The organism is Paenibacillus sp. FSL K6-2393, from assembly GCF_038002545.1.
Taxonomy (GTDB): Bacteria; Bacillota; Bacilli; order Paenibacillales; family Paenibacillaceae; genus Paenibacillus.
The window spans coordinates 5,856,415-5,882,311 of record NZ_JBBOCU010000001.1 but is presented as its reverse complement, the minus strand read 5'-3'; the positions used below and the strand labels follow the sequence as shown (position 1 = coordinate 5,882,311).

At 41.7% G+C, this 25,897-nt stretch carries 26 protein-coding genes; 19 read left to right on the top strand and 7 right to left on the bottom strand.

Annotated features, from left to right (window positions below; all coding sequences use genetic code 11):
- Window positions 1-204 precede the first annotated feature (204 nt).
- Window positions 205-3,690 (top strand): glycoside hydrolase family 2 TIM barrel-domain containing protein, encoded by a 3,486-nt coding sequence (locus MHI14_RS26170; protein WP_249911738.1) that lies wholly within the window; start codon window positions 205-207, stop codon window positions 3,688-3,690.
- Window positions 3,691-3,869: 179 nt separating this feature from the next.
- On the opposite strand, the gene MHI14_RS26165 is transcribed toward MHI14_RS26170, so the two are convergent.
- On the bottom strand, window positions 3,870-5,423 hold the full coding sequence (locus MHI14_RS26165; protein ID WP_341131579.1) for a stalk domain-containing protein: 1,554 nt from the start codon (window positions 5,421-5,423) through the stop codon (window positions 3,870-3,872).
- A 194-nt stretch (window positions 5,424-5,617) separates the two neighbouring features.
- Between MHI14_RS26165 and MHI14_RS26160 the strand changes: the two genes are divergently transcribed.
- Complete coding sequence (locus MHI14_RS26160; protein ID WP_341131578.1) at window positions 5,618-6,091, top strand: DUF4362 domain-containing protein; 474 nt, start codon at window positions 5,618-5,620, stop codon at window positions 6,089-6,091.
- Window positions 6,092-6,203: 112 nt separating this feature from the next.
- Here MHI14_RS26160 and MHI14_RS26155 read toward each other — a convergent pair whose 3' ends face one another.
- The gene (locus MHI14_RS26155) at window positions 6,204-6,590 is read right to left on the bottom strand and encodes a VOC family protein (protein WP_341131577.1); all 387 of its coding nucleotides are present in this window, start codon (window positions 6,588-6,590) and stop codon (window positions 6,204-6,206) included.
- Between the two features lie 637 nt (window positions 6,591-7,227).
- Here MHI14_RS26155 and MHI14_RS26150 point away from each other — a divergent pair.
- From MHI14_RS26150 to dcm, 12 genes are all read left to right on the top strand, one after another.
- Window positions 7,228-7,608 (top strand): hypothetical protein, encoded by a 381-nt coding sequence (locus tag MHI14_RS26150; RefSeq protein WP_341131576.1) that lies wholly within the window; start codon window positions 7,228-7,230, stop codon window positions 7,606-7,608.
- Window positions 7,609-8,015: 407 nt separating this feature from the next.
- The gene (locus MHI14_RS26145; protein ID WP_341131575.1) at window positions 8,016-8,954 is read left to right on the top strand and encodes a DUF4183 domain-containing protein; all 939 of its coding nucleotides are present in this window, start codon (window positions 8,016-8,018) and stop codon (window positions 8,952-8,954) included.
- 82 nt (window positions 8,955-9,036) lie between these two features.
- A complete protein-coding gene (locus tag MHI14_RS26140) occupies window positions 9,037-9,321 on the top strand; it encodes a DUF4183 domain-containing protein (protein WP_091034485.1) in 285 nt (94 codons plus the stop codon).
- Between the two features lie 255 nt (window positions 9,322-9,576).
- A complete protein-coding gene (locus tag MHI14_RS26135; protein ID WP_341131574.1) occupies window positions 9,577-10,803 on the top strand; it encodes a WXG100 family type VII secretion target in 1,227 nt (408 codons plus the stop codon).
- Window positions 10,803-11,609 carry a hypothetical protein gene (locus tag MHI14_RS26130; protein ID WP_341131573.1) on the top strand — a complete coding sequence of 269 codons (807 nt, stop codon included), beginning with the start codon at window positions 10,803-10,805 and terminating at the stop codon, window positions 11,607-11,609. The genes MHI14_RS26135 and MHI14_RS26130 overlap by 1 nt, the downstream gene beginning before the upstream one ends.
- 354 nt (window positions 11,610-11,963) lie before the next feature.
- Window positions 11,964-12,911 carry a helix-turn-helix transcriptional regulator gene (locus tag MHI14_RS26125; RefSeq protein WP_341131572.1) on the top strand — a complete coding sequence of 316 codons (948 nt, stop codon included), beginning with the start codon at window positions 11,964-11,966 and terminating at the stop codon, window positions 12,909-12,911.
- A 132-nt stretch (window positions 12,912-13,043) separates the two neighbouring features.
- Complete coding sequence (locus MHI14_RS26120; protein ID WP_341131571.1) at window positions 13,044-13,925, top strand: hypothetical protein; 882 nt, start codon at window positions 13,044-13,046, stop codon at window positions 13,923-13,925.
- Between the two features lie 124 nt (window positions 13,926-14,049).
- Window positions 14,050-14,403, top strand: coding sequence for an EcoRII N-terminal effector-binding domain-containing protein (locus MHI14_RS26115; RefSeq protein ID WP_307414812.1), 354 nt, complete (start codon window positions 14,050-14,052; stop codon window positions 14,401-14,403).
- Window positions 14,404-14,443: 40 nt separating this feature from the next.
- Complete coding sequence (locus MHI14_RS26110) at window positions 14,444-15,586, top strand: type II restriction endonuclease (protein ID WP_237176924.1); 1,143 nt, start codon at window positions 14,444-14,446, stop codon at window positions 15,584-15,586.
- Between the two features lie 75 nt (window positions 15,587-15,661).
- A complete protein-coding gene (locus MHI14_RS26105; protein ID WP_237176803.1) occupies window positions 15,662-16,084 on the top strand; it encodes a very short patch repair endonuclease in 423 nt (140 codons plus the stop codon).
- Window positions 16,081-16,269 carry a hypothetical protein gene (locus tag MHI14_RS26100; RefSeq protein WP_237176802.1) on the top strand — a complete coding sequence of 63 codons (189 nt, stop codon included), beginning with the start codon at window positions 16,081-16,083 and terminating at the stop codon, window positions 16,267-16,269. The genes MHI14_RS26105 and MHI14_RS26100 overlap by 4 nt, the downstream gene beginning before the upstream one ends.
- A gap of 74 nt (window positions 16,270-16,343) precedes the next feature.
- Window positions 16,344-17,486: a DNA (cytosine-5-)-methyltransferase gene (dcm, locus tag MHI14_RS26095; protein WP_272907627.1), complete on the top strand. Its 1,143-nt coding sequence runs from the start codon at window positions 16,344-16,346 to the stop codon at window positions 17,484-17,486.
- A 105-nt stretch (window positions 17,487-17,591) separates the two neighbouring features.
- Here dcm and MHI14_RS26090 read toward each other — a convergent pair whose 3' ends face one another.
- Together MHI14_RS26090 and MHI14_RS26085 are read right to left on the bottom strand one after the other, a co-directional pair.
- Window positions 17,592-18,461 carry an HNH endonuclease gene (locus MHI14_RS26090; RefSeq protein ID WP_341131570.1) on the bottom strand — a complete coding sequence of 290 codons (870 nt, stop codon included), beginning with the start codon at window positions 18,459-18,461 and terminating at the stop codon, window positions 17,592-17,594.
- Between the two features lie 56 nt (window positions 18,462-18,517).
- A complete protein-coding gene (locus MHI14_RS26085; RefSeq protein WP_341131569.1) occupies window positions 18,518-18,880 on the bottom strand; it encodes a helix-turn-helix domain-containing protein in 363 nt (120 codons plus the stop codon).
- A 143-nt stretch (window positions 18,881-19,023) separates the two neighbouring features.
- Here MHI14_RS26085 and MHI14_RS26080 point away from each other — a divergent pair, with 143 nt between their 5' ends.
- The 3 genes from MHI14_RS26080 (at window position 19,024) to MHI14_RS26070 (ending at window position 20,383) form a co-directional block, all read left to right on the top strand.
- Complete coding sequence (locus MHI14_RS26080; RefSeq protein WP_341131568.1) at window positions 19,024-19,539, top strand: HEPN domain-containing protein; 516 nt, start codon at window positions 19,024-19,026, stop codon at window positions 19,537-19,539.
- A gap of 145 nt (window positions 19,540-19,684) precedes the next feature.
- Window positions 19,685-19,957: a hypothetical protein gene (locus tag MHI14_RS26075; RefSeq protein ID WP_341131567.1), complete on the top strand. Its 273-nt coding sequence runs from the start codon at window positions 19,685-19,687 to the stop codon at window positions 19,955-19,957.
- Window positions 19,958-20,056: 99 nt separating this feature from the next.
- The gene (locus tag MHI14_RS26070) at window positions 20,057-20,383 is read left to right on the top strand and encodes a nucleoside triphosphate pyrophosphohydrolase (RefSeq protein ID WP_339168662.1); all 327 of its coding nucleotides are present in this window, start codon (window positions 20,057-20,059) and stop codon (window positions 20,381-20,383) included.
- A gap of 278 nt (window positions 20,384-20,661) precedes the next feature.
- On the opposite strand, the gene MHI14_RS26065 is transcribed toward MHI14_RS26070, so the two are convergent.
- From MHI14_RS26065 to MHI14_RS26055, 3 genes are read right to left on the bottom strand one after another with little or no spacing between them, the layout of a single operon-like run.
- Window positions 20,662-21,432, bottom strand: coding sequence for a MerR family transcriptional regulator (locus MHI14_RS26065; RefSeq protein ID WP_341131566.1), 771 nt, complete (start codon window positions 21,430-21,432; stop codon window positions 20,662-20,664).
- Entirely contained in the window at window positions 21,407-22,333 is a 927-nt protein-coding gene (locus MHI14_RS26060) for a DUF2268 domain-containing protein (RefSeq protein ID WP_341131565.1), read from the bottom strand. Before MHI14_RS26060 ends, MHI14_RS26065 begins: the two co-directional genes overlap by 26 nt.
- A 59-nt stretch (window positions 22,334-22,392) precedes the next feature.
- Entirely contained in the window at window positions 22,393-23,649 is a 1,257-nt protein-coding gene (locus MHI14_RS26055) for an MFS transporter (RefSeq protein WP_341131564.1), read from the bottom strand.
- 276 nt (window positions 23,650-23,925) lie between these two features.
- Between MHI14_RS26055 and MHI14_RS26050 the strand changes: the two genes are divergently transcribed.
- Both MHI14_RS26050 and MHI14_RS26045 read left to right on the top strand, forming a co-directional pair.
- Window positions 23,926-25,224: a galactokinase gene (locus tag MHI14_RS26050; protein ID WP_341131563.1), complete on the top strand. Its 1,299-nt coding sequence runs from the start codon at window positions 23,926-23,928 to the stop codon at window positions 25,222-25,224.
- A gap of 231 nt (window positions 25,225-25,455) precedes the next feature.
- Entirely contained in the window at window positions 25,456-25,737 is a 282-nt protein-coding gene (locus tag MHI14_RS26045) for a hypothetical protein (protein WP_341131562.1), read from the top strand.
- Window positions 25,738-25,897 lie beyond the last annotated feature (160 nt).

Below are 25,897 nucleotides of genomic sequence, written 5' to 3'. Positions count from 1 at the left end.
AAGTTAAAATGCTTGGAGGGAATAAAACGTTCATCATTATGGCTAAAAAATCTTATGAAATGGAGGTATAGGAAAGAGACTGATGGTATAATCGGGTTATGTGTTATAGTCATACTTGTGTATTACCGAAAAGGTTTTCGGAAAAAGCGACATCTATTGTTGTAACCGCAATCATAATTTACTTCAAGAAAGTGAGAATCTACCATGAATCAGAAGAGGCTTTTTAATGATGGATGGCAATTTGCGAAAAGTAAGCTGGATGTTACGGAACCTGCGGGTCTGGTATATGAACCTGTGGAACTTCCCCATGATTGGCTGATATATAATACGCTTGAACTGTATGAGAACAGCATTGGATGGTACCGTAAGACGTTCCATTATACGAAGGATGAGGAGCAGCAGCTTTTGCTTTGTTTTGATGGCGTATACATGGACTCTTCGGTGTATGTGAACGGGCAGCTTGTTGGGGAGTGGAAGTATGGCTATTCTGCTTTTGAACATGAGATCACGAATGCACTGGTGGAAGGCGACAATGAGATTGTTGTCAAAGTGGTGCATCAGAGCCCGAACAGCAGATGGTATTCCGGGGCCGGAATCTATCGCCATGTGTGGCTGAAGACGAGAGACCGCAACCATATTGTTACGGATGGAATCTATGTATCCATTAATCAGCAGCCGAATGGCTGGCAGGTGGAAGTGGATACGGAGCTGAACCTGGAACAGAATCAGCAAGCAGAGCTGGTGCATACGATCCGGTATGAAGGTCAGATGGTGGCATCCAGCCAAGCGAATGTTACGGCTTCGGTGGGTGAGAATATGGTGGTATCGGCAGATAGCCAACAGATCATTGTGGAGAGTCCAAACTTGTGGAGCCCGGATGCACCGCATCTGTATGAACTGGTGACGGAGCTGCGATTGACCTCGGATGATCAGGAAGAACGGACAGTTGAATCGGTATCACAGCGTATTGGATTCCGGGATATCAAGCTGGATGCCAATGAAGGGTTCCACCTGAACGGAGTTAAGATGAAGCTGAACGGCGTGTGTGAACACCATGATCTCGGGGCACTGGGAGCTGCGTTTAACCTGACGGCATTGCGTAGAAGATTCGTTTTGCTCAAAGAAATGGGTGTTAACGCCATCCGCACCGCGCATAATATGCCTGCTAAAGAGTTCATGGAACTTGCGGATGAGATGGGTATGCTGATTGTGTCTGAAGCTTTTGATATGTGGGAACGTGCCAAAACGCCATACGATTATGCGAGATTTTTCCCAGAGTGGGTGCATACGGATGTGAAGAGTTGGGTGAAACGCGACCGTAACCATGCCAGTCTGATCATGTGGAGTATTGGGAACGAAATCTATGATACCCATGCGGATGAGCGTGGACAGGAAGTAACTCGGATGCTGATGGATTATGTGCTGGAATTTGATCCAAAAGGTAATGCTGGCGTGACAATTGGTTCGAACTACATGCCTTGGGAAAATGCACAAAAATGTGCAGATATCGTGAAGCTGGCAGGGTACAACTACGCGGAAAAATATTACGACAAACATCATGAAGAGCATCCTGACTGGATTATCTATGGTAGTGAGACGTCTTCGGTGGTGCAGAGTCGTGGGATATATCATTTCCCATTCGAACAGCCGATTCTGGCAGATGATGATGAGCAGTGCTCGGCTTTGGGTAACAGTACGACCAGTTGGGGCGCGAAGTCGGCAGAATACTGCATTCTGGCAGAGCGGGATACACCGTATTCGCTGGGTCAGTTCCTGTGGACCGGATTCGATTATATCGGAGAGCCGACACCGTATCATACGAAGAATTCGTATTTTGGACAGCTGGATACAGCAACGTTCCCAAAAGACTCTTATTACATCTACCAAGCGGCTTGGACGGATTATAAGAAAAGTCCGATGGTTCACCTGTTCCCTTATTGGGATTTCAGTCCGGGTCAGATTATTGATGTACGCGTGTGCAGCAACGCGCCGAAGATTGAACTGCAACTCAACGGTAAAACCATTGGCACGTACGATATCGATCATGCCAATGGAACACAGTTGTCGGGCTGGTGGAAAGTGCCTTATGAAGAGGGCGAGCTGAAAGCGATCGCTTACGATGAGAACGGTCAGATCATTGCAACCGATGTGCAAAGATCCTATACGGATGCGAAGAAAATCCGTCTGCAAGCGGATCGGGAGCATCTACAAGCGAATGGTACAGACCTCATTTTTGTAGAAATTGATGTTGAAGATGAAGCGGGTAATCCAGTTCACAATGCAAACAACCGCGTACAAGTTCAGGTGACGGGTGCAGGAAGATTGCTGGGTCTGGATAACGGGGACAGCACCGACTATGATCCATACAAAGGATTGAGTAGAAGACTGTTCAGCGGCAAACTGATGGCGATTATCGGAGCAACAAATGAACCTGGAACAGTACGGATTGAAGTTTCTTCTGAAGGGTTGGAAGGGGCTCTAGCTGAGTTTGAATCGCGTATTGTGGATGCGGAACTGGTTGATGAGAAGCAAGTGCAAACTGTCTTCATGAACAATGAACAACGTCCGGTGCTGACGGGGAACGCTCAGGAGATTCCTTTGCGGAAAATTGAGATCATCAGTAAAGCAGGACAGTTACTCGATCCGTCCAACCCGAAGCTGGTCGTAACCGCCAAGCTGTATCCGGAGAACACCTCCTACCGGGACATCGAGTGGGCTGTTGTAAATGATGCGGGGATTGAGTCCAACATTGCCAAAGTGGAAGCTGTTCAAGCGGAAGCGGGCGATAATGTTGAGCACCAACATGCGGTAAAGGTATCGGCTATAGGTGACGGGGAGTTCCGACTTCGCGCAACCAGTACTAATGGTACGGATAAAACCAAACTTATCTCCCAGCTGGAGTTCAAGGCGGACGGTCTCGGCACAGCTTACAAAGATCCATACGGCTTCATCACGGGCGGACTGTACGATTACACCAAAGGTGAGGTTGGTAACGGTAATGAGCGTGGGGTAGCGACAAGTCGCGACGGGGAAACGCACGTAGGCTTCCGTAATATTGACTTCGGACCGTACGGCTCCGATACGATTACCATTCCGATCTTTACGTTGTCCACTGAGGATTACTTCATTCAGATATGGGAAGGTATGCCGGATGAAGAAGGAAGTACGATGATCGCAGATGTGGTGTATGACAAAGAATCCATCTGGAATGTATATCAGGAGGAGACATACCAATTATCCAAACGTCTTAGCGGAATTACATCAATCTGTTTTGTACTGAAACAGAAGATTCATATTAAAGGTTTCTCCTTCGAACGTCAGAGTCGGGCCTTTGAGCAGAATGCGGCTGCATCCTGTGACCATCTCTATGGAGATACGTTCAAAATTGAAGCTGATCGAGTAGAAGGTATCGGGAACAACGTGTCGCTGGAGTTTGAAAACATGGACTTTACGGCAGAAGGCACATCCAAGCTCGTGATCTACGGTCATTCACCGATTGATAAAAATACGATTCATATTCGCTTCGCAGGTGCGGACGGACAGAGCAACCAGTTGGTTGAGTTCACACAGTCGGGTGGATATGAGGAGCGGGTGTTTGAGCTTGAGCAGGTGACAGGTGAGCAGAAAGTAAGCTTTATCTTCCTGCCAGGCAGTCAGTTTGACTTCGGCTGGTTCCGATTCGAGAAATAAGACCATACTTGGAATAAAATAATATCCTCCATCGCCCCGTTGAGCGGTGTGTTGTTAAACAGATTAATCCTCTTCAAATAAACGATGTTCGTTACGAACAAGCCGTTTACTTGAAGAGGATTTTTTATATGTTAAGGGGATTCAGATGTTGTAAAAACGTTCGTTTAGAGCCCTGACCTTTACTTGTCCACATCATCAATGGATAGCCTGGCTTTCTCTGGATCCCAGGACACGTTCAAACCCAAACTACGCAATACTTCAAAAGGTACAGTGGTTGCTCCTGAGTAGTTATTGATGGGTTCAGATAGCTCTATGAGTTGCTCTCCAGACTCATCCATGGAAGTTATTTGATAATGTGCTTCGTTAGGGTAGATCGTAATTGTTCGATTGTTATATTTTAACGTATAGTAACTAAGGCTACCTTCCGCCTTATGAACCTCAAATTTTGCTCCGAGTACTGCGGCGATTGCTTTGATTGGTAATTGTATGGTCTTGGGCGTTTCCACCGCGGGATACATCGACTGGAACAGCTCACCGTTCAGATAAACATCTGTGCCGAGCTTGGCCTGAACCGGTTTGTAGACCATGCCTCCAGAAGATGTTGCAGGTCCTCCCGCTTCCTGATATTTATCACTTCCCCAGCCCCAGACAATCCCTTCGGAGGATAATGCAAGACTATGGTGATATCCCGCTGAAACATCGGTAATGCCGGACAGATGGTTTACTTTCCCTTCTTTTCCGGTCACTGTCCTCCCATAGCTATACACCTCACCAGAAGTAGTAAGTAACAACGTATAACTTGAATTGCCATCCATCTTCTTCACTTTGAGCTCGTGATGAAAGGGGGTGACTTTGCCCTCCAGGTCTAGCTGCCAAGCCTTTCCCTTCTTATCCAGTGCAAGTAGAGATGCATCTGCACCGGTGATCGAGGATATGTTGTACAAATCTTTTAATTTGGTTGGTTTGGAAGGGGCTTTACCGGGTTCGTTTGGCTCGTTCCATGTCCATACGGAGCCATCTTTTTTCAGAGCATAGCCGTGCAGGCCAGCGGATTCAACTTGAATGATATCTTTTAGTCCACTGATCGTCTGTAGCTTACGTGTCTGTTCCAGGGCTACGGCTTGAGGCGGGTTTTGCCAAGACCGAACGGTTCCATCCTGGAGAAGGGCGATGGTTGAGAAAGCCCCTATGCTAACATTCGTGGCAGAGGTAATATTAGGCACTTGACGTGGCATGTTGCCGTTACCCCACTCCCAGATGGTTCCATCAGCTTGAATGGCTGCGTTGTTCCCACCACCGGAGGATGAAATAACTGTTACATTGGATAGTTTGGGAATACGAATCGGACTAAATGTATGACGATATCGAACGTTGTCGCTCACACCAAGTTCTCCCCAGAGATTACGGCCCCAGGCCCATACGGAACCGTCACTTCTCAATGCAACTGTGTAATAATAAGCACCCTGTACAGAGGTATAGTAAAGTTTCTTCTCTACACTGCTTGATGAAGTCGGTTGAACAGAGGTGTTACTAGTGGAGGGGGACATGTTAGTGGCTGCATGAGTCGTTGGCACAGCAGCTAGCTCCATCAGCAGGCTTGACGCAACTAATGTTGTAGCTATTGCAATGGTGAATCGATGGGTCTTTTTACCGTTACCCTTGGATCGATTATTCAAGCGTGAAGTGGAGCGTTTTTCTTTTGCTATGTGATCGGATGAGTTTACCGATTGCATGATATCGCCTCGTTTTCGGATGAGTTGGGTATGAATGTTGCATTTCTTTCTAAACGCTCTATGAAGGGATGAAGTTACATACAAGTGATAAAATTTCCTTTATATTGAAGAGGGCTGAACGTAATTGCAGCCTTTCTAACAGAAACTAGGTAACCTGCACGTAGTCTTTAGCGTCATAAACATGAGGTGATTGGATGAAAAGAGTGCTGCTTACGGTTTTGTTAGTTTTAATAGTGTTAACAGCGTGTGAGGCAAAGAATCGGACAGTGGATTATCCAGTAATCACGAAATCATTCCCAGAAATTATTGAGCCCCATAATCCAGAGCAAGCGGAGCAAAGCGGGGATGTAGTTGTGCTTCATGGGGGCATGCGGAACGGGGATAAGTGGAACACATTTATGAAAAATGTGAAGAAAAAACAGCAGGATCAGGTTCGTGTGACGATGTATACCATCGAAGGTGGAGCCATTATCCATGAATTGATATACGATGGCTCAGCTATTCAATCGACTTACGATAACTCAAGGGATGCCTATGGCTCCAAACAGGAAGTGAAGACCGACATCTGCAAAGGGATCGGTACAATGAAGAGTGAGCAAGGACGTATTTTTTACGTGTTAACCGGGTGTGAGAAGGAAGAGAACCCCTTTTGGATGCCTAAGCTTTAAATGGGATGTATCCACATGCAAACTCTTAATGAATTTAATAGATCCAAAAAAACCTGCGAAGCTGAGGATGTGCAGGTTTTTTGTGCATTTTAAAAGATGGGGAGTAATGGGGTTATCCGTACAAAGCATTGGACAATTCAATCAGGTTTCCGTCAGGATCACGTACATACACCGAACGAATGGGACCCAGTGCTCCCGTGCGTTCCACCGGACCTTCTTCGATCTTCGTATGATGTTGCGTGAGATGGAGAATCACTTCTTCCAACGGTGTGCTGACCAGAAAACAAAGATCTGCCGAACCCGGTGTAGGGGTGTGAGCTTTCGGTTCAAATTCTTTTCCCTGTTCATGCAAATTGATCTTCTGCTGTCCAAACTGTAATGCTTTTCGGCCTTGACCGAATTCGACTACCTTCATGCCTAATATGTTGGTATAAAATGAAATGGTTGCTTCCAGATTCTCTACGGTCAACACGAGATGGTCAAGTCGTTCTAATTGCATGGATAAACCTCCTTCGAATTGGATCATTTGCTCCTGTAAAACGAGAGGTGTATATAGTAGTATGTCATTTATTATACTTTAAAGCTCAGTTGGATCGACATCTATGAAAAGAATGTAGAGGAAAGTTATAAACAGGAGTATTTATGTGCCAAGGAACTTGGCTTTGAGAAAAGAGTAATAGTGTTAATAACTAACAAGAGTAACTCATGAAAGTCATAAATGAACTCTCTTTAGGTTCAGTTCAAATGGATGATGATATCGTGTTGTCTTGCCAAGTCTGAACGGGCTTTAATCTCAAAAGTGAGCCCAACTGCTCCGGAAGAGTGCGAACCTCATTTGTTATGGTTGTGATGTAGTAATGTTGTCTCTGTATAGCTTGCATTACGCTGTGTGATGGTAAGCTCATCTACTGTTTTGGTTTGAAATGGGATGTTTGAATCGGGAAGTGCGGATTCTTCTTTATTAGTTACAGAAAAATAAAGCACAAGTTGAAGTATCAATATGATAAGAGTAATCATGATAAAGATGATAATATTCCTTTTGTTCAATGTGTATCTTCCTTTCAGCGAAAAGATTTTTAATGAAGTGAATTTAGTGGTTAATAACCAATTATATCATATTTTGGGTGGTGATATAAATGAAGAAGCTTTGGGTGTTATGTATTTTGATACTTTTAGTGACAGGGTGTGGTCAGAACAATAGAGAGAAAGCTATTGATTATCTAACGCAAAATCAAAGAAATGATGCATCACTGATTGTATTCACCGACCGACCTTCGGAGCGGCCATTTATTGTTGAATTACAGGCGCAATTAAATGAAGTGATTAACGACAATTTGAGGGCAGAGGGCCCAATAACTAACGTAACCTTTTACAATGTCCGTGATGAAAATAAGTTTGATTATGAGAAAATTTTCGGTCTGAAATCATATCCGTACATGATCCTGTTCGAGAAAGGCCAGATCACATTGGAGACGCAGGAGCCGGAAGAGATCGTTCAGCATTTTAAGAAGGGGTAAGAGTCTACTAAAAAGAAGTTTGCTCCCGATGGATCGGCTGAGTTAAACATAAAATGTGATATGTGAGGTCATGCTGGCAAGACAATGAAGCCATGCTGGCAAGACAAAGGACAACTATAGAAGGACTCTTGTCTTTTTTATTGGGCTTCCCTCATAGTTATTCGCACACTCTCCGAATGTGCTAAGGACATAGTATAGGGCATATATACTGTGTGCCTTGGCCTAAGGAGATGACCAATTTGAAGTATCTGAACAAGAGGACAGCCACCCTCAACAAATTAAGGCCCAGTCGTTCTACGTCGAAATGCAGAAACAAACACTTGGTAAAACGAAAGAAATGCCATATTATCCGTAGATCTTATCGGAGAAAGCGCTGCTCACTGAAGCGTCCATTAAGATCACAGAAAATGGTCCGTGACAAAAAAGTCATTGCATTACCGAGAGGGGGAGGCAGCAACCCGGTATGTTTTGAGCCCGGCCCCCTGCTCGCTCCGTTGAGACAACATGAATTGGGGACGGTGAGTCTCCCTGAAACGCAAGGTGTGGCAGGTGTCCAAGGCCCCGCCGGATCTCACGGCGAGCCGGGTCAACCAGGAGTTCCGGGAGCGCAAGGCCAAGCTGGTCTTCAAGGTGAACCGGGTCAAGCGGGGCTTCCCGGAGCCCAGGGTCCCGCAGGTCCTCAGGGTGAGCCAGGTCAACCGGGAACTCCCGGAGTCCAGGGTCCCGCAGGCCCTCAGGGTGAGCCGGGACAACCGGGGCTTCCCGGAGCACAGGGTCCCGTTGGCCCTCAGGGTGAGCCGGGACAACCGGGAGTTCCCGGAGCGCAAGGTCCCGTTGGCCCTCAGGGTGAGCCGGGTCAAGCGGGGCTTCCCGGAGCCCAGGGTCCCGCAGGCCCTCAGGGTGAGCCGGGACAACCGGGGCTTCCCGGAGCGCAGGGTCCCGCTGGTCCTCAGGGAGAGCCAGGTCAACCGGGAACTCCCGGAGTCCAAGGACCAACGGGTCCCCCAGGTGAGCAAGGTCCACCGGGCACCGTACCCGGAATTGAAATCATTCCTACGGCAAACCGCTACTTCTATTTTCCGGACACCGATCTGGATTTGTCGGCCTCAGTTACAATTCCTGCCACAGCATTCACAAATGACGATGGTGGCAGCATAACCGAATTTGCCGGGGTTGGACTTACTAGTTTTAACAATCTTTATATAAACGGGATCGTCCAACCTGGAAACTCATACGATGTAAGTGCTGAGAGTTTGTTTTTTTCGTCACAAAACGGTGTGATCTTTGCAGGGACACCTATTACTATCGAGATAATTATAATAACAGCCAATATAATAAATGGTTAAAATTGGTTTTAGTTGCTGGTTCCTTAGCCTTCACTACTCCAAAACCTACCACATATACTATGTTAGGTAGGAGGTGAGAAACATGCCACTTGTGACACCATTTCAGAATAGTTTGAGATTTGCTGCAACCATTGGTGATGGGACCGGCACTGGGGCAACGTTTGCCATTGCTGCGACTGCTTTTACAAACGACGCTGGTGTAGCTGCAACCGCATTTCCAGGCACCTACAACTACTACAATCTTTATATTAATGGCCTTATGCAGACAGCAGATACTTCCTCGGCTACGACGACTACAATTACAATTCCCGGTGGAGATGCATTAAATGATGGAACTCCAATTGTTGTACAATTTGTAGTGTCTTAAGAAGATTTAATCCTACTGTATCGTTATCTTGTGCGACTTCTATCTGTGATAGAAGTCGTTCTTTTTGTACAAGATACCCAGTCGACTCAACGGTATTCATTCGTGCATAAATATGCAAAAATGGTTACCCAAGGATGTTGCTCTACTACCGTATAACCTCTGAGGAAATGATCCTTCCGTTTGATTCCAAACCTCCTTCTCACTTGTTAAAATTTAGGTACATAAACTACGGTCAGGTTGGCGGGTGATAAGGAAATGCAGCGAATTGAGGTACATCCCGATCTATTGGAGGAAAAGGCCCGGTTGGTCCAGCAGAAGAAACAGGAACTGGAGCGAATGGTCTGGGAACTGGAGAAATCAATTTATATGTTGCAATCCGAGTGGTCGGGTGTGACAGGAGAGCGTTTCTTCTGGGATTTTATGCAGGTGAAAGAAGTGTTCCCGACTACAATCGGGCTGTTGGACGAAATCCAGAAAGAGTTTACGTTTATCGCGAAGAACTTCAAAACAACGGACGGCTCAGGCGAGGTTGCGCTGTACATTCCAGAAGAACTAAAGCGAAATTTCGCTGTAGGGCTGCTTGATAAATCAGTAGGAGAAACAATAACGGGAATGGGTCAGACGGCAGAAGCTTTCTTCGAGAACCCATTCAGTACATTAAGCAGTGTGGCATATGCCATGACAGTGGGCAAAGTTGTTGACGTTGGGCGTGGTATTCAGTTTGCATGGGACACCGCCTGGGGCACGGGAACGGCGCGGTCTGACATAGAGCAATTTGTAGAAGATCAGAAGAAGCAGATCGATGAGAATGGTGCAGGGTATTACGGTGGGGCGATGACAGGACAGGCCCTGGCATATGTTTTGTTTGGTAAAGCTTTTCGTTCGATGGATGATAAGCATACCGATCTGGGTGGAGCGGGTGGAGCTAAGCCGGAGCATGGTGGGATTTTTAAGTATAACGAGAATTTAAAACTTACTGAAATCCAACAAAAAAAGATATCTGAGTACATTGGAGTGAATTCCGATGAACTTATAAGTTCAGGACTTGCAAGTGAGGACACATTAAAAAAGATTCTAAAAAATTTAAAAGAAGGATCAAAATCCGGTAGGGAAGGTTTTAGACTGGAAGCTGATACTGCTAAGTTATTACTTGATAATAAAATAAAAATAACAGAGGCTGGTACAACTTATAATGCTAAGGAATTAGGTGGTAGGATAGGGGAGATTGATCTGGGAACATCGAATTATATTATTGAATGTTTCAATGCTACTGGAGGTAAATCAAAATCAATAAGTGATTTTTATAAATACTTTGAAGGCGATGTTAAGCAGCCACATATAAATCCTGATCATAAAGGAGTTATTTTATATGCCCCAAATGGTATTGATACTGTGAAAGCAAAAAATATAAGTTCAATTGGTGTTGAAATTGTAACATCTCCAGAAGAATTAATTAATACCCTAAAAGGAGAAAAAAGATAATGTCACAATCCAATATAGTAATGTACATGGAAGAAGAACTTAGTATTGAAAAATTAAACAGTGTGCTATCTGAGTTTGGTGCCAAAGATCAAATATCCTCTTGGGGAATAGAAAGATCTAACAGTTGGATATGGGTTAACTATTATATTCTTGAAGATGCTGATGAGATAAGGAATATGTGGTTTGATATTTCTGGGGATAAGGTTATTAATACTAATCTGAAAACTGCATTATTTATACAACCTAGTAAGGATCGAAATGCTACCTTCTTGGCGTTATCTTTTTGTAAAGAGATTTACTCGATCCTTGATAAAAGCAAAGATGTGTTTATATATCATGGTGATAGTGGATTATTTGTTAATGATGAGATAGAGAATCTGAAATTTAAAAACACTCAACAATTTTATGACTCTAGACTAATTAATGATGAAGTAATCGAAGATATTATCCAATGTTTAAACGAAGAACTTGTCGGTGGAATAGAGTGTATTGAAGAAGACGGTGGATGGGATGGTGAGGAGCTGCAATACTTAGACTTATTTAAGAACCTTTTTGAGATGAGAGAAGATCTAAAAGTTCAATCTATAAATAAATCTCTTGAAGAAAAGATAAATCAGGTAGATGAGTTGATTTTGAGATTATTGGAAATAGATGATGAAAAATTATTGATTACTGCTGGGGAAGAGAATAGAGACCTACCTATTAACAGTTGGTGGTGGCATCTTGATAAAGTAGATTCAGGAATACTCAAAGTACATATCAAGGAGGGATCTGCTAGTTACCAAGACCAAAATAATGATAAATAAGATATGAATATGAATGGAAATAGGAATTAAATTTAAATTTTTAATGTACCTATAAAAACTGAAATTAAGTTCCCTTGATAAGATAAAATTCTTATCAGGGATATTTTTGTTCATTTAATCAAAACTTTTAATGTATTTGACGATAATAATAGAGAAGTGTATAGCATTATTGCATATCCAGAAGAGCTAGTGAACTTACCCCACATGGTTTAGGATATTTACATGAAGCCATTAAAATTAATGAGATAGTATTGTTTGACTAAATGCCTACTCTAGTTCTTTTGAAACAAGTGAGAAAAGGTTAGGAATAAGAAGAAAAAAATATTGAATTTGTGCTTTTGAAATGAGGTAGCCATGAAAGAAAAAATCATTAGATTAATGAAAATCATTATAGCTATCCAGGCGAATCCGGGAATTACAGCCAACATGCTCGCAGAAAAATGTGAGGTCAATCCACGCACCATTTACAGAGATTTGGAGCTGCTTACTACGGTTGTACCGATTCTGAATGAGGGAAAAAATACGGGCTATAGATTTGAAGGGAACTTCAATATATTCCCACTTGATTTCAACGAGCAAGAGGCGCTTGCATTCTTATTACTGCCTTCTTTTATTAATAAGGACAAACTCCCCTCTGGTTTTGAATCTGCTTATGACAAAGTTATTTCTGCTCATTTTAAGGAAAAACGACAACAAAACAATATCATACATAATATAGCTGATATTATCCAAATGGGTATCCCCTCTTATCAAAAGGAGAGCAACAATTTTTTGGAAAACATTATTCAAGCTACGATAGAGTTGCGTTCGATTGAGACAGTGTACCATACTCAATATCGGGATGAGACGACAGCCCGCCGGATTGATCCTTATTTTCTTGTGCCCAGAGATCAGAAATTTTATCTGATAGGATATTGTCACATGAAAAAGGAAATTCGTACATTTCGGATCAGTCGATTTCTCAAAGTGGACATTACAGATCAGACTTTTGAAAAGAATCACTTCAGCATCAGACAATACTTTAAAAACACTTGGTCGATTGAAAGAGGAGACAAAAATACAAGATTCAAGGTCAGGTTTAAAGAAGATGTTGCTAGGTATGTCAAGGAAAAAGAACTATTTGTACATCCAAGAATAACCGATGAGAGTGATGGCAGCATTATTTTTGAGGTAACCGTCAACAATGATAAGGAATTTATCAAGTGGTTGCTAAGATATGGACCAGATGCAGAAGTACTGGAACCACAGGCGGTCCGTGAACAATTGAAGGAAAAACTAAATAAATGGAACCAGATTTACTAACCAAAAAGGCGTGCATATTATGGCACGCCTTTTAATTATACGAACTTACGTTCGCTGGCATTATGTTGTCGTATGGATTTGCTATTATACAAACAAGTTAACTGAAATAAAAATTGCTGAGGGGGAAAGGCTTTGAATTTATGGCTCAATTTTTTGATTATATCGTTAACCATTTTATTAATGGTTGCCATTTGGTTTGGGTTAAATTACGCTTTCTCTAAATGGATGGAGCCTTTGGGGAAATGGATAGGAAAAAGAACGATGGATCGTTTTGATCACAAGTGGTTCGTAATGGCTGTTCAAGTAACAGGAATATTGGTCCCCATTGTTTATTTTTGTGCAAATGTTTATCTTTTAATAACTATAGGCTTTCAAAACCAACCTTTTATTAATTATTGGTCGATTATGACTCTGATTTTTATATTTTGGGTTCTCCCTACTACGACATATATTGAAGAATACAAAAAAGTACATCCTGAATATAAATTTGTTGTAATAGAATGGATAAATTTGAAATTAAAGGTTATGACAGATTTAAACAAAAAAAATAATAGGATTTATTTTATTAACAGAGTGAATCTATTATTTAAACAAATTCCTGACTTAGTCAAGTCCATATTTATATTATATTTTCCTCTTGTTTTTCTAACACAGCTTTCCTGGTCATATAATATGTACTTTTTGGGATTGTTCTTAATTCCTTTTTATGGTAACTATTGGGTATATTACAAGAAGATATTCACTGTGAATATGAATTCTGAAGAAGTTCTTATACGAAGAATATGCCTATATTTCCTTATGTTTGTTTATGTGACGTATGAACTCTTTATAAGATATGAAGCACTGTCTCGGGTTACTGGTCCAGAAGATTTTAATGAATCCCTGTTTGTATTGGGTGGATCGGGGGTTCTATATATTGCGATGGACAGGGTTATGAAAGAATTAACTGCAGATTATATCAGTTACAGGAAGAAGATAAATAAGAATTCTGAGGATTCCCATTACAGAATCTGACTAGCAAAAGTATTGCATAATTGAGGAGCTTTAGCGAGAAGCTTATAATCAGAATGTGAGAAATAAAGATTCTATGTCGGGTGACCGAATTATTTCTTACTTAACGTAAAAGGAGAATATAATCATGAGAATTATAACAAAAGTTTTGAGCAAAAACGATGTTAGTGAGACTAGGGCACATCAGGCAGGTATGTATATTTTAAAAAATCAAGTAAATTTTTTTCCTAAATTGTCAGAGGATAAGAAAAATCCGCGTGTTACTCTTAATTTTGAAGATGAATGCGGAGAAGTATGGAGTTTTGATTTTATTCATTACAATAACAAATATTTTACAGAGAAAGGGGAAAGAGATGAATATAGATTAACACCCATGAACAAGTACTTCGAGCAGTTTAATATAAAAGCAGGGGATACGATTACCCTCTTGCATGAAGAATCGAAATTGAAAATAGTTTGTGAAAGAACGAAGCAAGAATAAATTTTACTGATTATAGGAAGTGGAGGGGAATTGTTTGACAGTGTTACAGGATGCGATTAAAGATTGCCTTAGTAATGAATTATCATTTGTCAAATTTATTTCAGCTAACGATGCTGGTTCTACAGGGTCACATCAATCAGGCTTTTACATAGCAAAGAATGCTTGGCGCATTCTTTTTGATAGCCCAGGTTCTAAAGGAGAGAACAAGGAAAAACGAGTCACAATCAAGTGGCAACAAGATTTTGAGACTGAGAGCAGATTTATTTATTATGGTCAGGGTAGCAGGAATGAATATAGAATCACTAGATTTGGAAGAGGTTTTCCCTTTTTAAACGAGGAACATGTTGGAGATCTTTTTGTTCTGATACAAATGGAAGAAACTTTTTATAATGCGTATATTTTAAGTGGCGATGAAGAAATTGAGGAATTCTTTCTTGAAATAGGTATGGATGTGACCCAAACAAATTCTATAATTGAAAAGGGTGACATTTCTACCGAGCCTTCCATTGATGAACTCTTTCAAAAATATTTAGAAGAACTTACTGTGGATTTCCCTGATACAAAAGAAATCTCTAGAAAAGCCAGAGAGATAAGTGGAGTATTCTATAATATTAGGAAAAATGATCCTGATAAATTGTTGTTGAATTGGGTAGAAACTGAGTATTCATTGTTCCGTGCTATTGAAAGTTCCAGATATAGAGAAAGAATCTCTACACCGTTCAATTCTGTAGAAGAATTGGTGGGATGTGCCAATACGCTGTTAAACAGAAGGAAAAGCAGGGCAGGGAAATCTCTTGAAAATCATCTGAGCAGGATATTTAAGGATCACCAATTGAATTTTGAAGAACAGGCTGTTACTGAAGGTAGAAAAAAGCCTGACTTTTTGTTCCCTGGATCGATTGACTACCATAATTCTTCGGTCAGTAGTGATAAACTTACTTTCCTTGCTGCTAAAACCACTTGCAAGGATCGTTGGAGACAGGTACTTAATGAAGCTGACAGAATTGAAGAGAAACATCTTTTCACACTTCAACAAGGCATTTCTGAGAACCAGTTAAAGGAAATGTATGATTATAAGGTGAGGCTTGTAGTTCCCAAATCTTACATCACAAGTTTTCCGAAAAAATATAGGGATAAATTAATGAGTTTGGAATCATTTATTACCCATGTGAAAAATAAATAAATTAATGTTGGGCAGTAATCACTCGATGTGATACTGTCCTTTTTTGGGTATTAATCCATGTGTGGGGGTGATATTATGAGTGATATTGTATCGAAAGAGACCCGAAGCAAAATGATGAGTTCCATCAAGTCCGTTTCCAAGCTGGAAAATAGGGTGGCAAGCAGTCTTTGGAGGAAAGGTCTACGCTTTAGAAGAAATACAAAAGTGTTAATGGGAAGACCGGATATTTCAATTAGAAAATATAAAGTTGTGATTTTTATTGATTCCTGTTTTTGGCATGGTTGTTCAATCCACGCGAACAGACCAAAGAACAATGCAGAATTTTGGGCTAATAAACTGGAAGGAAATAAAAAAAGGGATCAGGCTGTGAATGAATTTTATTTAAAAAATGATTGGAATATTCTTCGTGTTTGGGAGCACGAATTCAAAACCGATTATGATATAACTATTAATAAAATTTATAACTATATAGTCGATGCAAGGAGGAGAAAGTGTTGAAGGAAGAATTATTGGAAAAGGTATACGCACTGTCCAAAGCTATTGAAGAACTGGGTCAAACATGGGAAAAGATTGATTGGTCAGTGGTTCCAGAAACCGTGAGTGAGAACTATCCTTTTCATGTGGAACTCTCAAAAATGAGCGAGGACATTGAATTATGGTTTAATTCAATTAAAAAATCATGAAATGCGAATATTTGTTTGCCAAATTAATTAACAAGGGTTAATATGGGTATATAACTTGACCCGGAGGGATCCGATTGAAACAGATTCATATAAAGTTGAATGAAGAATTACATTCAAAAATAAAACAGTATTCAGAAATACAAGGGGTCTCGATTCAGGATTTTGTTATGGGAGCTACCTCGCAGGTTCTTAAAGAAACGGAAGCGACTTATAGAGCTGAAAATGCAGACTTTAGATTCATTGATTTGTTTGCTGGAATAGGGGGAATGAGAATCGCCTTTGAATCCGTCAACGGACATTGCGTTTTTTCTTCGGAGTGGGACAAATACGCACAGAAAACATATTTCAGCAATTTTGGAGAACTGCCGAAAGGTGATATCACAAAAATCCAATCACAAGAAATACCAGATCATGACATTCTCGTTGCAGGATTTCCTTGTCAGCCATTCTCTTTGGCTGGAGTCTCTAAAAAAACCAGCTTGGGGAAAGAACATGGATTTTTGGATAAAACACAGGGGACTTTGTTTTTTGATGTTGCCAGAATTATAAAAGAAAAGCGCCCAAAAGCCTTTTTGCTGGAAAATGTAAAGAATCTGAGATCGCATGATAAGGGCAAAACTTTTGAGATCATTCGGTCCACATTGGAAGAACTTGATTACAATTTGCATATCACCGTACTGGATGGTAAGTATTATGTCCCACAACATAGAGAACGTATTTTTATCGTGGGATTTGATAGAAATATATTTAAGGGTAAGGAAACATTCAACTTTCCGATACCTAACGGTGAAATACTCCCTTTTAAGTCCATACTCGATCAAACAGTCGAAGATAAATATACATTGTCCGACAAACTATGGCAATATCTTCAGGATTACGCTGAGAAGCATAGGCTTAAAGGGAACGGATTTGGTTTTGGTTTAACTGATCTTGACGGAATAGCAAGAACATTAAGTGCACGATATCACAAGGATGGTTCTGAAATCCTTATTCCCAGTATTAATGGCGGGAATCCAAGGCGACTGACACCAAGGGAATGTGCCAGACTGCAAGGATATCCGGAAGATTTTAAAATAGTCGTATCTGATACTCAAGCGTACAGACAATTTGGTAATTCAGTTGTTGTTCCATTAGTGAAGGATATTGCCAAACAGATTGCAGCTGTAATAAATGTAGATTTAGGACAGAAGAAGAAAGTATATAAATCTACTGTTTAGATGTTTAATCCCAAAACGGCCCCATTAAAAATGAGGCCGTTTTGGGATTTTTTATACTCAGAGGTGTAGATTTCGTTCTAATATTATGTGGTGAGTGAGATGACATTATGATGGTACTAGAGCCTGACATTGTTCAAGTTTCTTAAGATAATCAATAGTATTTTTTTGTATACTGACTCTTTTGGCCCCTAGTTCAATATATAATTTTGTTTCATCTGCTGAATGACTGAAATGCTTTCCGTGATGAATTTCTTTATGGCAGTTTGAACATAGTAAAATAATGTTATCAGAACATAAAGAAGCTAATTTTTTTTTGGATAGTTGGATAAGATGATGTGCTTCTATATATCTTGTCCCATCCTTTTTTTCGAATCCGGGTTCTCCACATATCTGACAGTTAGGTCCCAATATTTTCTTTAAAGCATTCGTTACAGAAGTGCCACGGTCTAAATGTTCACTTACAATTTTGTTTCTCATTTCGAAATTATAATTAGAATAAATCTTGTTTAATTTTGAAATTAACATTAGAGGTTCACTAATAGATTCGATATTTGAAATATCGTATAGGGACTGTATATCACTTACATGAGCTGCTTCAATAATTAAATTAAATGCATCATGCGAAATAAATCTAATAGCATTTTGCCAGTCAGGTTTTTTGCGTTCATTATAGCCATCTCCAAAATTTTCATAATATTGTGATGTCTCATACTTTAGTGGTACTTTGTAGGGGAAAGGCGTACCGCCTATTATTTCCGCAAAATAATTTTCACCATCCATGGATGATATTTGTCCTACTACACCATATCCATAATAGAATCTATTAGTTGGATTTTTTTTGTCACCCTGATGATAAATGAAAATATCACCTGATTTAATTTTGTTTCTATATTTTTTTGGATAGTGATATACCTTAAAAGGAATATCTTGATAGTTGGAATCAAAGTTTATCCTTTGAGAAAGTATAAGAGGCATGCAATGTTATCTCCTTAAGAAAAAATTAGTAATGATGACAGTGCAATTTTCAAATTTTATTCGGATTTTTTATCAACATGCATTTTTAGGATTTCAATAATAATATTTTTAGATAGTAGTATATTTTCAATTGGCATATCTTTTAATATACTTACGATCTCCTGAATCAAAGTTTCTGACTCCATGAACTTCATTTCTTTATTCACATAAGCAAATAATTGCGTTATATTCACTCCCAATGCCTCAGCAATTTTAGCGAGATTAATTAAAGATACATTCTTTTCCCCACGTTCCACTTGTCCAATGTATGTAAAATGAAATCCACCTTTTTCTCCAAGTGCCTCTTGGGATAGTCCCTTTTCTTTCCTTAAAACCTTGATTCGAGCGCCGACTAAATTTAAAATTTCTCTGTCTTCCACCATACGCACCCCCTATGTAAAAGTGTAGACAAGATTTTTGGGGCTAAACATGACTATATGAATCGTATAATTTATACAAAATTATATCTTTGAGTATTTATTTTATTGTATAATACTGGTATTAACTCTTTGGAGGGATGACAATGGCAAGAAATTGGTCCATAACCGAAGCACATTGTAATCACCAAGTAGATTTTACCCCACGTTTGCAAGACCAAGATATCTCCACACAATCTAGGTCAAAACATATTCCTGCTTACCATATGCTACGTACTACAATAATGGGCTATCACCAACATGCTAAGTTTCATCTCCAACTTGCCGCCATCATGTGTAATCACAATCAGCTTAAAGCCTGTCTAATTCTATGTGATTGGGCTCTAGCCTCCATGATTAAGGCGCTTTATATCCATAAGTATCATTCAGTTCATCCACCCAAAGAACTCACCATGAATGAAATCTTGCCTTTAGTGCATACGGAGACTGAACCCGGACTAGATATTGCCTTGTTCATCGGCACGATGCAACATATGTCATCCCTAGCGGATTACCCACATGACCAGCCAATAGAACTGGACAACATCGAAAAGCTTCTTCAACGAACAGAAGAGATATTGGACGAGTTAGCCACTCGATTGGAGGATGATTCATCAGAGTAAGATGTTTTTTTAATTGATCATTTGAGTTAAATGTTTGATTTATCTGTGTTACGCTTACAAGATGACATCATCCAAATAAAGGATATATGATGCAGAGATTACAAAGGATGCTCTTTGCTTTGCATCTGGAAAGTAGGTGTACATTTTGAAAAGAGTAATTGCTATCGTGTTTTTCATATTATCTATATTGGAATTGGTTACTCTAATCCTAATTGGTAAAAGCATGATGATTGGGTATATGGAACCGAGTACGTTTAGCGGGATAATTTCATTCCCACTAGGCGCTACGTACCTCTCGATCTGGATGTTCTTTTCACGGCAAGAGTTTACCGGAGGACGAGTCGCGGCACAGATCAGTTTTACAGCGGCATTGTTGACGGCGTGCCCGTTGGTGTGTTTGTTAATTATTTTCTATTAAATCAACCCCTCCCTCCACATAGCAACTTGTATAATGGCAACAAGGGAGATTCTGGATCGATGCTGGGAGACTTCAAGAGCAGAAAGGATGTTATACCACATGCCTACATATAACAAATTGGTGCGGGACAAGATTCCGCATATTATCACATCCAGCGGTAAGGAATGCCGCACACGCATTCTGGACCCGGAGGAGTACAAGCAAGAATTAAGAACGAAGTTGCAAGAAGAATCGGATGAGTATGTAAAAGCAGCAAGCGATCAGGAAGCTCTGGAAGAATTGGCAGACATGCTCGAAGTGATTCGGGCGCTGGCGGAGGTGCATGGTGCGAATGCGGCGCAGCTGGATAAGCTACGGGCAGACAAAGCCGAGGAGCGTGGTGGATTCCAGGAACGGGTGTATCTGATCGATGTCGACGAAGCTTAACGTAAAACTCATTACAGATAACTTGGCAGACGAACTGATTACCCGGATGCAGCATGCATCCGGGATTTATATTATGACGTCCTTTATCATGCAGTCCGGGAAAACTACTGGCCCCGCACTTAAAGCGGGCGGCGGAGCGTGGGGGCCGAGGTGCGGATGCTCGCGGGAGACTATCTGTATATCACACAGCTGGAAGGCTTGCGGGCGCTCTGTGAGGTCGATCCACGAATTGATACACGGCTGTGGCAAAGTATGGGCATTTTTTTTCACACGAAAGCTTATCTGTTCGATGCTGATTGTATAAAAACCATAATCGCTTGATACAAAAACCTCAAAAAATCCTCATCGCCAAACTGATCAAAATAACCCGCATAGCGGCGATCCATCGTATAGGCTTCAGCGATACACCTCAAAATCTCATCATCACAGACCATAAACTGTTCCAGACAATTCTTCCATTCACGCACTAACGCTTGCACCTCACCAGAAGCAGGAGACAACTCCTGATGCTTCGACAATTCCCGAAATACCTGCTCCATGTTGACCGAGAACTGCTGGTAGGCTTGTTGTTGCTCTTCCGCAGACAGCTCGCTCACATTAGCTTCGAATTCCTGATATTTCTCGGTGTCTCCATATACAAACTTCGCCTCGGATTCATATTGTTCTTGAATGGACACAATGGAAGAGTCGTCAAACAGATTAAGATGAGAGATATCTGTCCCATCCACATACTCGTCCAACTGGTCGATGATGGTTTCGAGCTTTTGTTTGCGTTGAACGAGTGTACTCCGGTGCTCTCTCAGGATGTCTTTCTGTTCTTCTTTGGAGAGTTGCATCATGGCTGCAATGTCTTTCAAGGAGAAATTCATTTCTTTGAACAACAGAATCATTTGCAGATTCCCCAGTGCCTCTTGATCGTAATACCGATAGCCATTGTCCTCGACTTTGCTCGGTTTCAATAGATCCGTTTTATCGTAATAATGTAATGCGCGTTTGGTGACGCCTGTAATCTGGATGATATCTTTAACGGTGAAATAGGGTGTCTTCATTCCAAAATTCCTTTGTTTCAGCAAGAATGACACTTGCCGGAGTGATGGTTGCTTCGGTGATCGGTGTACCTGTTTTGTTCAGATAATATTGAATTAAGTGATAACCGCAGGCATAGCCAGCCGCATAGGGCATACCTACGGGAGTGAAATTTTGCAGCGTGGCAAGTTCATCGCCGTATAGATACGGATTAATCTGGTCAAAACCGGTGACATGCAGCTGGTCTTTCATCTTTGGTTTGATAACTTTATTCAATGTTTCCATATCCGTTTTGGCTACCCAGGGGCCTAACAATTCTTCTCCATACAGGGATGTGGCAAAGCTCTCGGCCAGCCCCTCGCTAACAACCATCTCGCCAAGCGTAATCTGTGGATTCCACTGGATATATTGATACCTCACGTTATGATTGCATTCATGGGCTAACACGGATTGGATACGAGGTAGAGTATATCTACTCGGGATCAGGTTCGCAATAATATAACCGGGGATTCCACCATCTCCGCTGATGCCTTCGTTCATCATGAGTGAAGGGCTGTTCTTATCGCCTAATAAAATCGTGTATAGATATTCGGAGACCGATAGCTCAATTCCGTGCTCTGTAAAGGTGGATAGACTCGTACAAACAGCTTCATGACACTGTTGCCAAAATGCTTCAGACGAGATTGCTGCTAACGATTCGTTAATGTCGGTCGTGATATCTGCGGGAGTGATATTCATAAAGTTATTCATCATGATCACGTCGAATCCGTGAGGCTCTTGAGAGCGAAACGGGATCTGTTGAATGTTCCATTTGTTCATGAATGGACTCATCATTCGCTCGCGGTATAACTCCAATTTCTCATCGGGTGCAGCCTGGATGATCTCCTCATAGATTTGATCTGAACGTAACGCGGTAATCTTCATCCTTAATCTCTCCTTCATGTAAGCTTGAGATCATTATCAAGTATGACCTAACGTAACAGTCAAGCGTTGATGTTACGCTGCTGGCTCTCTGAGTGATTCATCATCTTCATTGCGAATATCAGACCAGACAGGATATAGATCAGGCTTAACAAGAGATAAGGGATTTGCAGCGAGAATACGCGATCAAAAGTCGTTTCACTAACCCGCACCAATAATCCGCCGAGCAGCGTACCAATAGCACTAATCCCAAAGGATAGAAAGCGAAACACACTTCCGACCCGGCCGAGCATCTCATTAGGAACGGAACGTTGCAGGATGGAGGAACGGGTAACATTGTAGACAATAATGAAAAATGCAGCACAGAAGTACAGTCCACCTACCATATATGCATTCGTGGTTAAACCCACCACACCGTAGATGATTCCCATGCACAAAATGGAAGAGATAATCAATTGTTTTGTACTCCATTTCTTGCGCATATAAGCAACAGCCTGGCTCCCCACAATGCTGCCGATTGTTGCAATGGAGATGAGGATACCAAATGCAAAAGCATCCAACTGAAGCACATCGCGTACAAAAAAGATCTGAGTAGCCAGAATGACCGAACACATCAGCGTAATGGTGACAGATAGAATGGCTAGTCCGCGGAGAAAACGATCACGATAGACATATTGAATACCGGACCACATCTCGCGTTTCCAATTTTTCATCGGGCGAACTTCCTTCTTGGTTGTTTCCGTATCCCCTGGGTAGAAGTTTCCCTTCAAACTGATCAAAAAAAGTAGAGCAATAACAGCCGTTACCGTGTCTATGGCAAAAGGAAAAACAATATGCAGGGTTATGATAAACCCTCCCAGAGCAACGCCCAGAATATCACTCGTGATTAACTGTCCGGCGGTGAACTGCCCATTCGCTTTCTCCAATTTACTTTCATCTACAAGTTGTGGAATGACCGTCTGCACTGTACTGTCGAATACAACTCGGCTCAGGCCGATACCAAACATGAACAGTGCCAGAATCGGAATGCTCACCCATCCTCCCCAGATGCACAATGTCAGAGCAAGTAGAAGGAACATTCGAGTAAAGCCTGCGCCAATCAGCATATGTTTGCGTGAGTAACGGTCGATGAGGACACCTACAGGCAGACTGAAGAGAAGCCAGGGTAAACGAAGTGCCGTCATGGTAACAGAGGCATACAGCGTATCGCTCGTAAGTGTTGATATGAGCCAAGGAACCGCAGCCAGTGTAAGTCCATCACCCAAAAATGTAAGAGAAAATGCACCAAATAACTTGGGATAGTTCGACTTGATTTTCATCGTTCCCTCCTCCAATAAGATGTTAAGCATACCAACTTTGAGATTGGAAAATAATGTGTTTTCACTTAAACCAAATTTAAGTTATTACAAAATGGTTTTCAATCCTATTTTTACATTAAATAACTTCACAAAACGCTTACAAACTTTCAAATCTACCCTACCTTTTCCCCTACGAAGCTGAGATAATGGGAGAGGAATAAGACATGAAACAGATGCGACAACCATGTTCACTAACAGCCAAAAAATAAAAGCTGCACATCCATAGGAGGATTATTAATGACGACACAACCATTGAATCTGATCCAATCCACGGAGGGCCAAGCGTTGCTTGCCCAAATGTATGGACAATCACAAGTAGAGGAACAGACTGCACGTTACACGAAGCTGAGCGCAACGTTCGAAGAGTACTTTGGTGCGCAAGAGGGAAGCAAGTTGTTCAGCGCAGCAGGACGCAGTGAGATTGGCGGCAACCACACGGATCATAACCACGGTAAAGTGCTCGCAGGCAGCATTACGCTGGATACGATTGCAGTGGCAGCACCAACTGCGGAGTCAGTTATTACGTTTTACTCAGAAGGTTATGACAAGAAATATGTAATCGATCTCACGGACCTCACGCCAAATACGGAAGACGATGGCACAACAGCATTGATTCGTGGTATGGCTGCGGGATTTGGAGAATTTGGATATAAGGTTGGCGGCTTTCAGGCGTATCTCTCCAGTAACGTGTTCTCGGCATCTGGGGTGAGTTCTTCGGCGTCATTCGAGATGCTGATCTGTACGATTTTGAATCACTTCTATAATGATGGAACAATGGATGTTGTCACTTTGGCCAAAATCGGTCAGTATGCGGAGAACCACTATTGGAACAAACCTTCCGGTCTGTTGGATCAGATGGCTTGTGCGTACGGGGGACTCATTGCCATTGATTTTGAAAATCCTGCACAGCCAGTCATCGAGCCTGTTCAGTGGGATTTCCAACAAAATGGCTACTCATTGGTCATTGTAAATACAGGTGGTAACCACGCTGATCTGACGGAAGATTACGCTGCTGTACCTTATGAGATGAGAGCGGTTGCTCAGGCACTGGGCAGTGAGTATGTTCGAGAAATTACAGCTGACGCAATCTATGCCAACCTCAAAAAGGTTCGCGAAGCTGCTGGGGATCGTGCTGTGCTGCGTGCACTTCATTTCCTGGAAGAAAACAATCGTGTCGATGGTCAGGTTCAGGCGTTGCGTGATGGACGTTTTGCTGATTTCTTGAAACTGATTACAGCGTCCGGTAACTCGTCATGGAAGTGGCTGCAGAATGTATATCAGAGTGGTGCTGTGAAGGAACAGGAGATTGGCATCGCGTTGGCACTGACCGAGAATTATCTGCAAAACCTGGGTGACGGCGCTTGTCGTATTCATGGTGGTGGATTCGCAGGGGTTATTCTGACGATCCTTCCGAACGAAAAAGTAGAAGAGTATATGTCATGGATGCACGACATGCTGGAAACGCCAATCATTGTTGTTAATGTGCGCGCACAGGGTGCGGTATGCTTGAATGCATTGATCACTAACGCGAGCTAAATAGCACTCAGATAAATAGTTCTAACATGATTCTACGAAGTCCGGGCTATGCCCGGGCTTTTTGGATTGTCCATTTTTTTGAAAAAACTTCAAACTTTGAAGGTCTGTAATGTGTTATTTAAGTAGTGGTTTAGTGAGGAAGGTAGTAACCTAGAATACAGGCGTATTGATGATGGTCTGAATAGGTGAGAGGCTATATCTCAATATTGTTCATATGGGAGGAAGGGTCAGATGATTACACCTACAGTGGCTGGTCAGGAAGAGGCTCAATTATACGAGGAGTTGCGGTGTGGGATCGATGAATTCGAAGAGGGTGAGCAGCGGCAAATAGTTCTCAATCGGATGATCAGACAGCTCAGGTTCGCGAAGTGGCGCAAAGACCGGATGCGCAAAGTCGAAGCATACTGTCATAAGATCAAGCCCGCGACACTTTGGATCATATTAGCCACAGGTGCACTTGCACCAGTCTTGTTGTTTAGCATGTTCATCTGGGTATCGTTGTGGGTGGAATGAAGAGGTGAGGCAGAGAATAGGGGAGAAGCCGGAGCGACGTTAGTCTAGAGGCAGTGACGGGTGTGAAGAGTTATATAGAGCGTCGCTGCCTGACAAAGTTATAAACCATTACTTTCACATATTTATGCAAATTACTGAAATTATTCTGGTAACAACGTCC

Coding starts and splice junctions, on each gene's coding strand:
- MHI14_RS26130 (WP_341131573.1), top strand. CDS start 10,803: ATGTCACAATCCAATATAGTAATGTACATGGAAGAAGAACTTAGTATT.
- MHI14_RS26060 (WP_341131565.1), bottom strand. CDS start 22,333: ATGAAGATTACCGCGTTACGTTCAGATCAAATCTATGAGGAGATCATC.
- MHI14_RS26155 (WP_341131577.1), bottom strand. CDS start 6,590: ATGCAATTAGAACGACTTGACCATCTCGTGTTGACCGTAGAGAATCTG.
- MHI14_RS26070 (WP_339168662.1), top strand. CDS start 20,057: ATGCCTACATATAACAAATTGGTGCGGGACAAGATTCCGCATATTATC.
- MHI14_RS26135 (WP_341131574.1), top strand. CDS start 9,577: ATGCAGCGAATTGAGGTACATCCCGATCTATTGGAGGAAAAGGCCCGG.
- MHI14_RS26090 (WP_341131570.1), bottom strand. CDS start 18,461: ATGCCTCTTATACTTTCTCAAAGGATAAACTTTGATTCCAACTATCAA.
- MHI14_RS26045 (WP_341131562.1), top strand. CDS start 25,456: ATGATTACACCTACAGTGGCTGGTCAGGAAGAGGCTCAATTATACGAG.
- MHI14_RS26160 (WP_341131578.1), top strand. CDS start 5,618: ATGAAAAGAGTGCTGCTTACGGTTTTGTTAGTTTTAATAGTGTTAACA.
- MHI14_RS26065 (WP_341131566.1), bottom strand. CDS start 21,432: ATGAAGACACCCTATTTCACCGTTAAAGATATCATCCAGATTACAGGC.
- MHI14_RS26145 (WP_341131575.1), top strand. CDS start 8,016: ATGGTCCGTGACAAAAAAGTCATTGCATTACCGAGAGGGGGAGGCAGC.
- MHI14_RS26105 (WP_237176803.1), top strand. CDS start 15,662: ATGAGTGATATTGTATCGAAAGAGACCCGAAGCAAAATGATGAGTTCC.
- MHI14_RS26165 (WP_341131579.1), bottom strand. CDS start 5,423: ATGCAATCGGTAAACTCATCCGATCACATAGCAAAAGAAAAACGCTCC.
- MHI14_RS26115 (WP_307414812.1), top strand. CDS start 14,050: ATGAGAATTATAACAAAAGTTTTGAGCAAAAACGATGTTAGTGAGACT.
- MHI14_RS26055 (WP_341131564.1), bottom strand. CDS start 23,649: ATGAAAATCAAGTCGAACTATCCCAAGTTATTTGGTGCATTTTCTCTT.
- MHI14_RS26125 (WP_341131572.1), top strand. CDS start 11,964: ATGAAAGAAAAAATCATTAGATTAATGAAAATCATTATAGCTATCCAG.
- MHI14_RS26170 (WP_249911738.1), top strand. CDS start 205: ATGAATCAGAAGAGGCTTTTTAATGATGGATGGCAATTTGCGAAAAGT.
- MHI14_RS26080 (WP_341131568.1), top strand. CDS start 19,024: ATGGCAAGAAATTGGTCCATAACCGAAGCACATTGTAATCACCAAGTA.
- MHI14_RS26050 (WP_341131563.1), top strand. CDS start 23,926: ATGACGACACAACCATTGAATCTGATCCAATCCACGGAGGGCCAAGCG.
- MHI14_RS26150 (WP_341131576.1), top strand. CDS start 7,228: ATGAAGAAGCTTTGGGTGTTATGTATTTTGATACTTTTAGTGACAGGG.
- MHI14_RS26140 (WP_091034485.1), top strand. CDS start 9,037: ATGCCACTTGTGACACCATTTCAGAATAGTTTGAGATTTGCTGCAACC.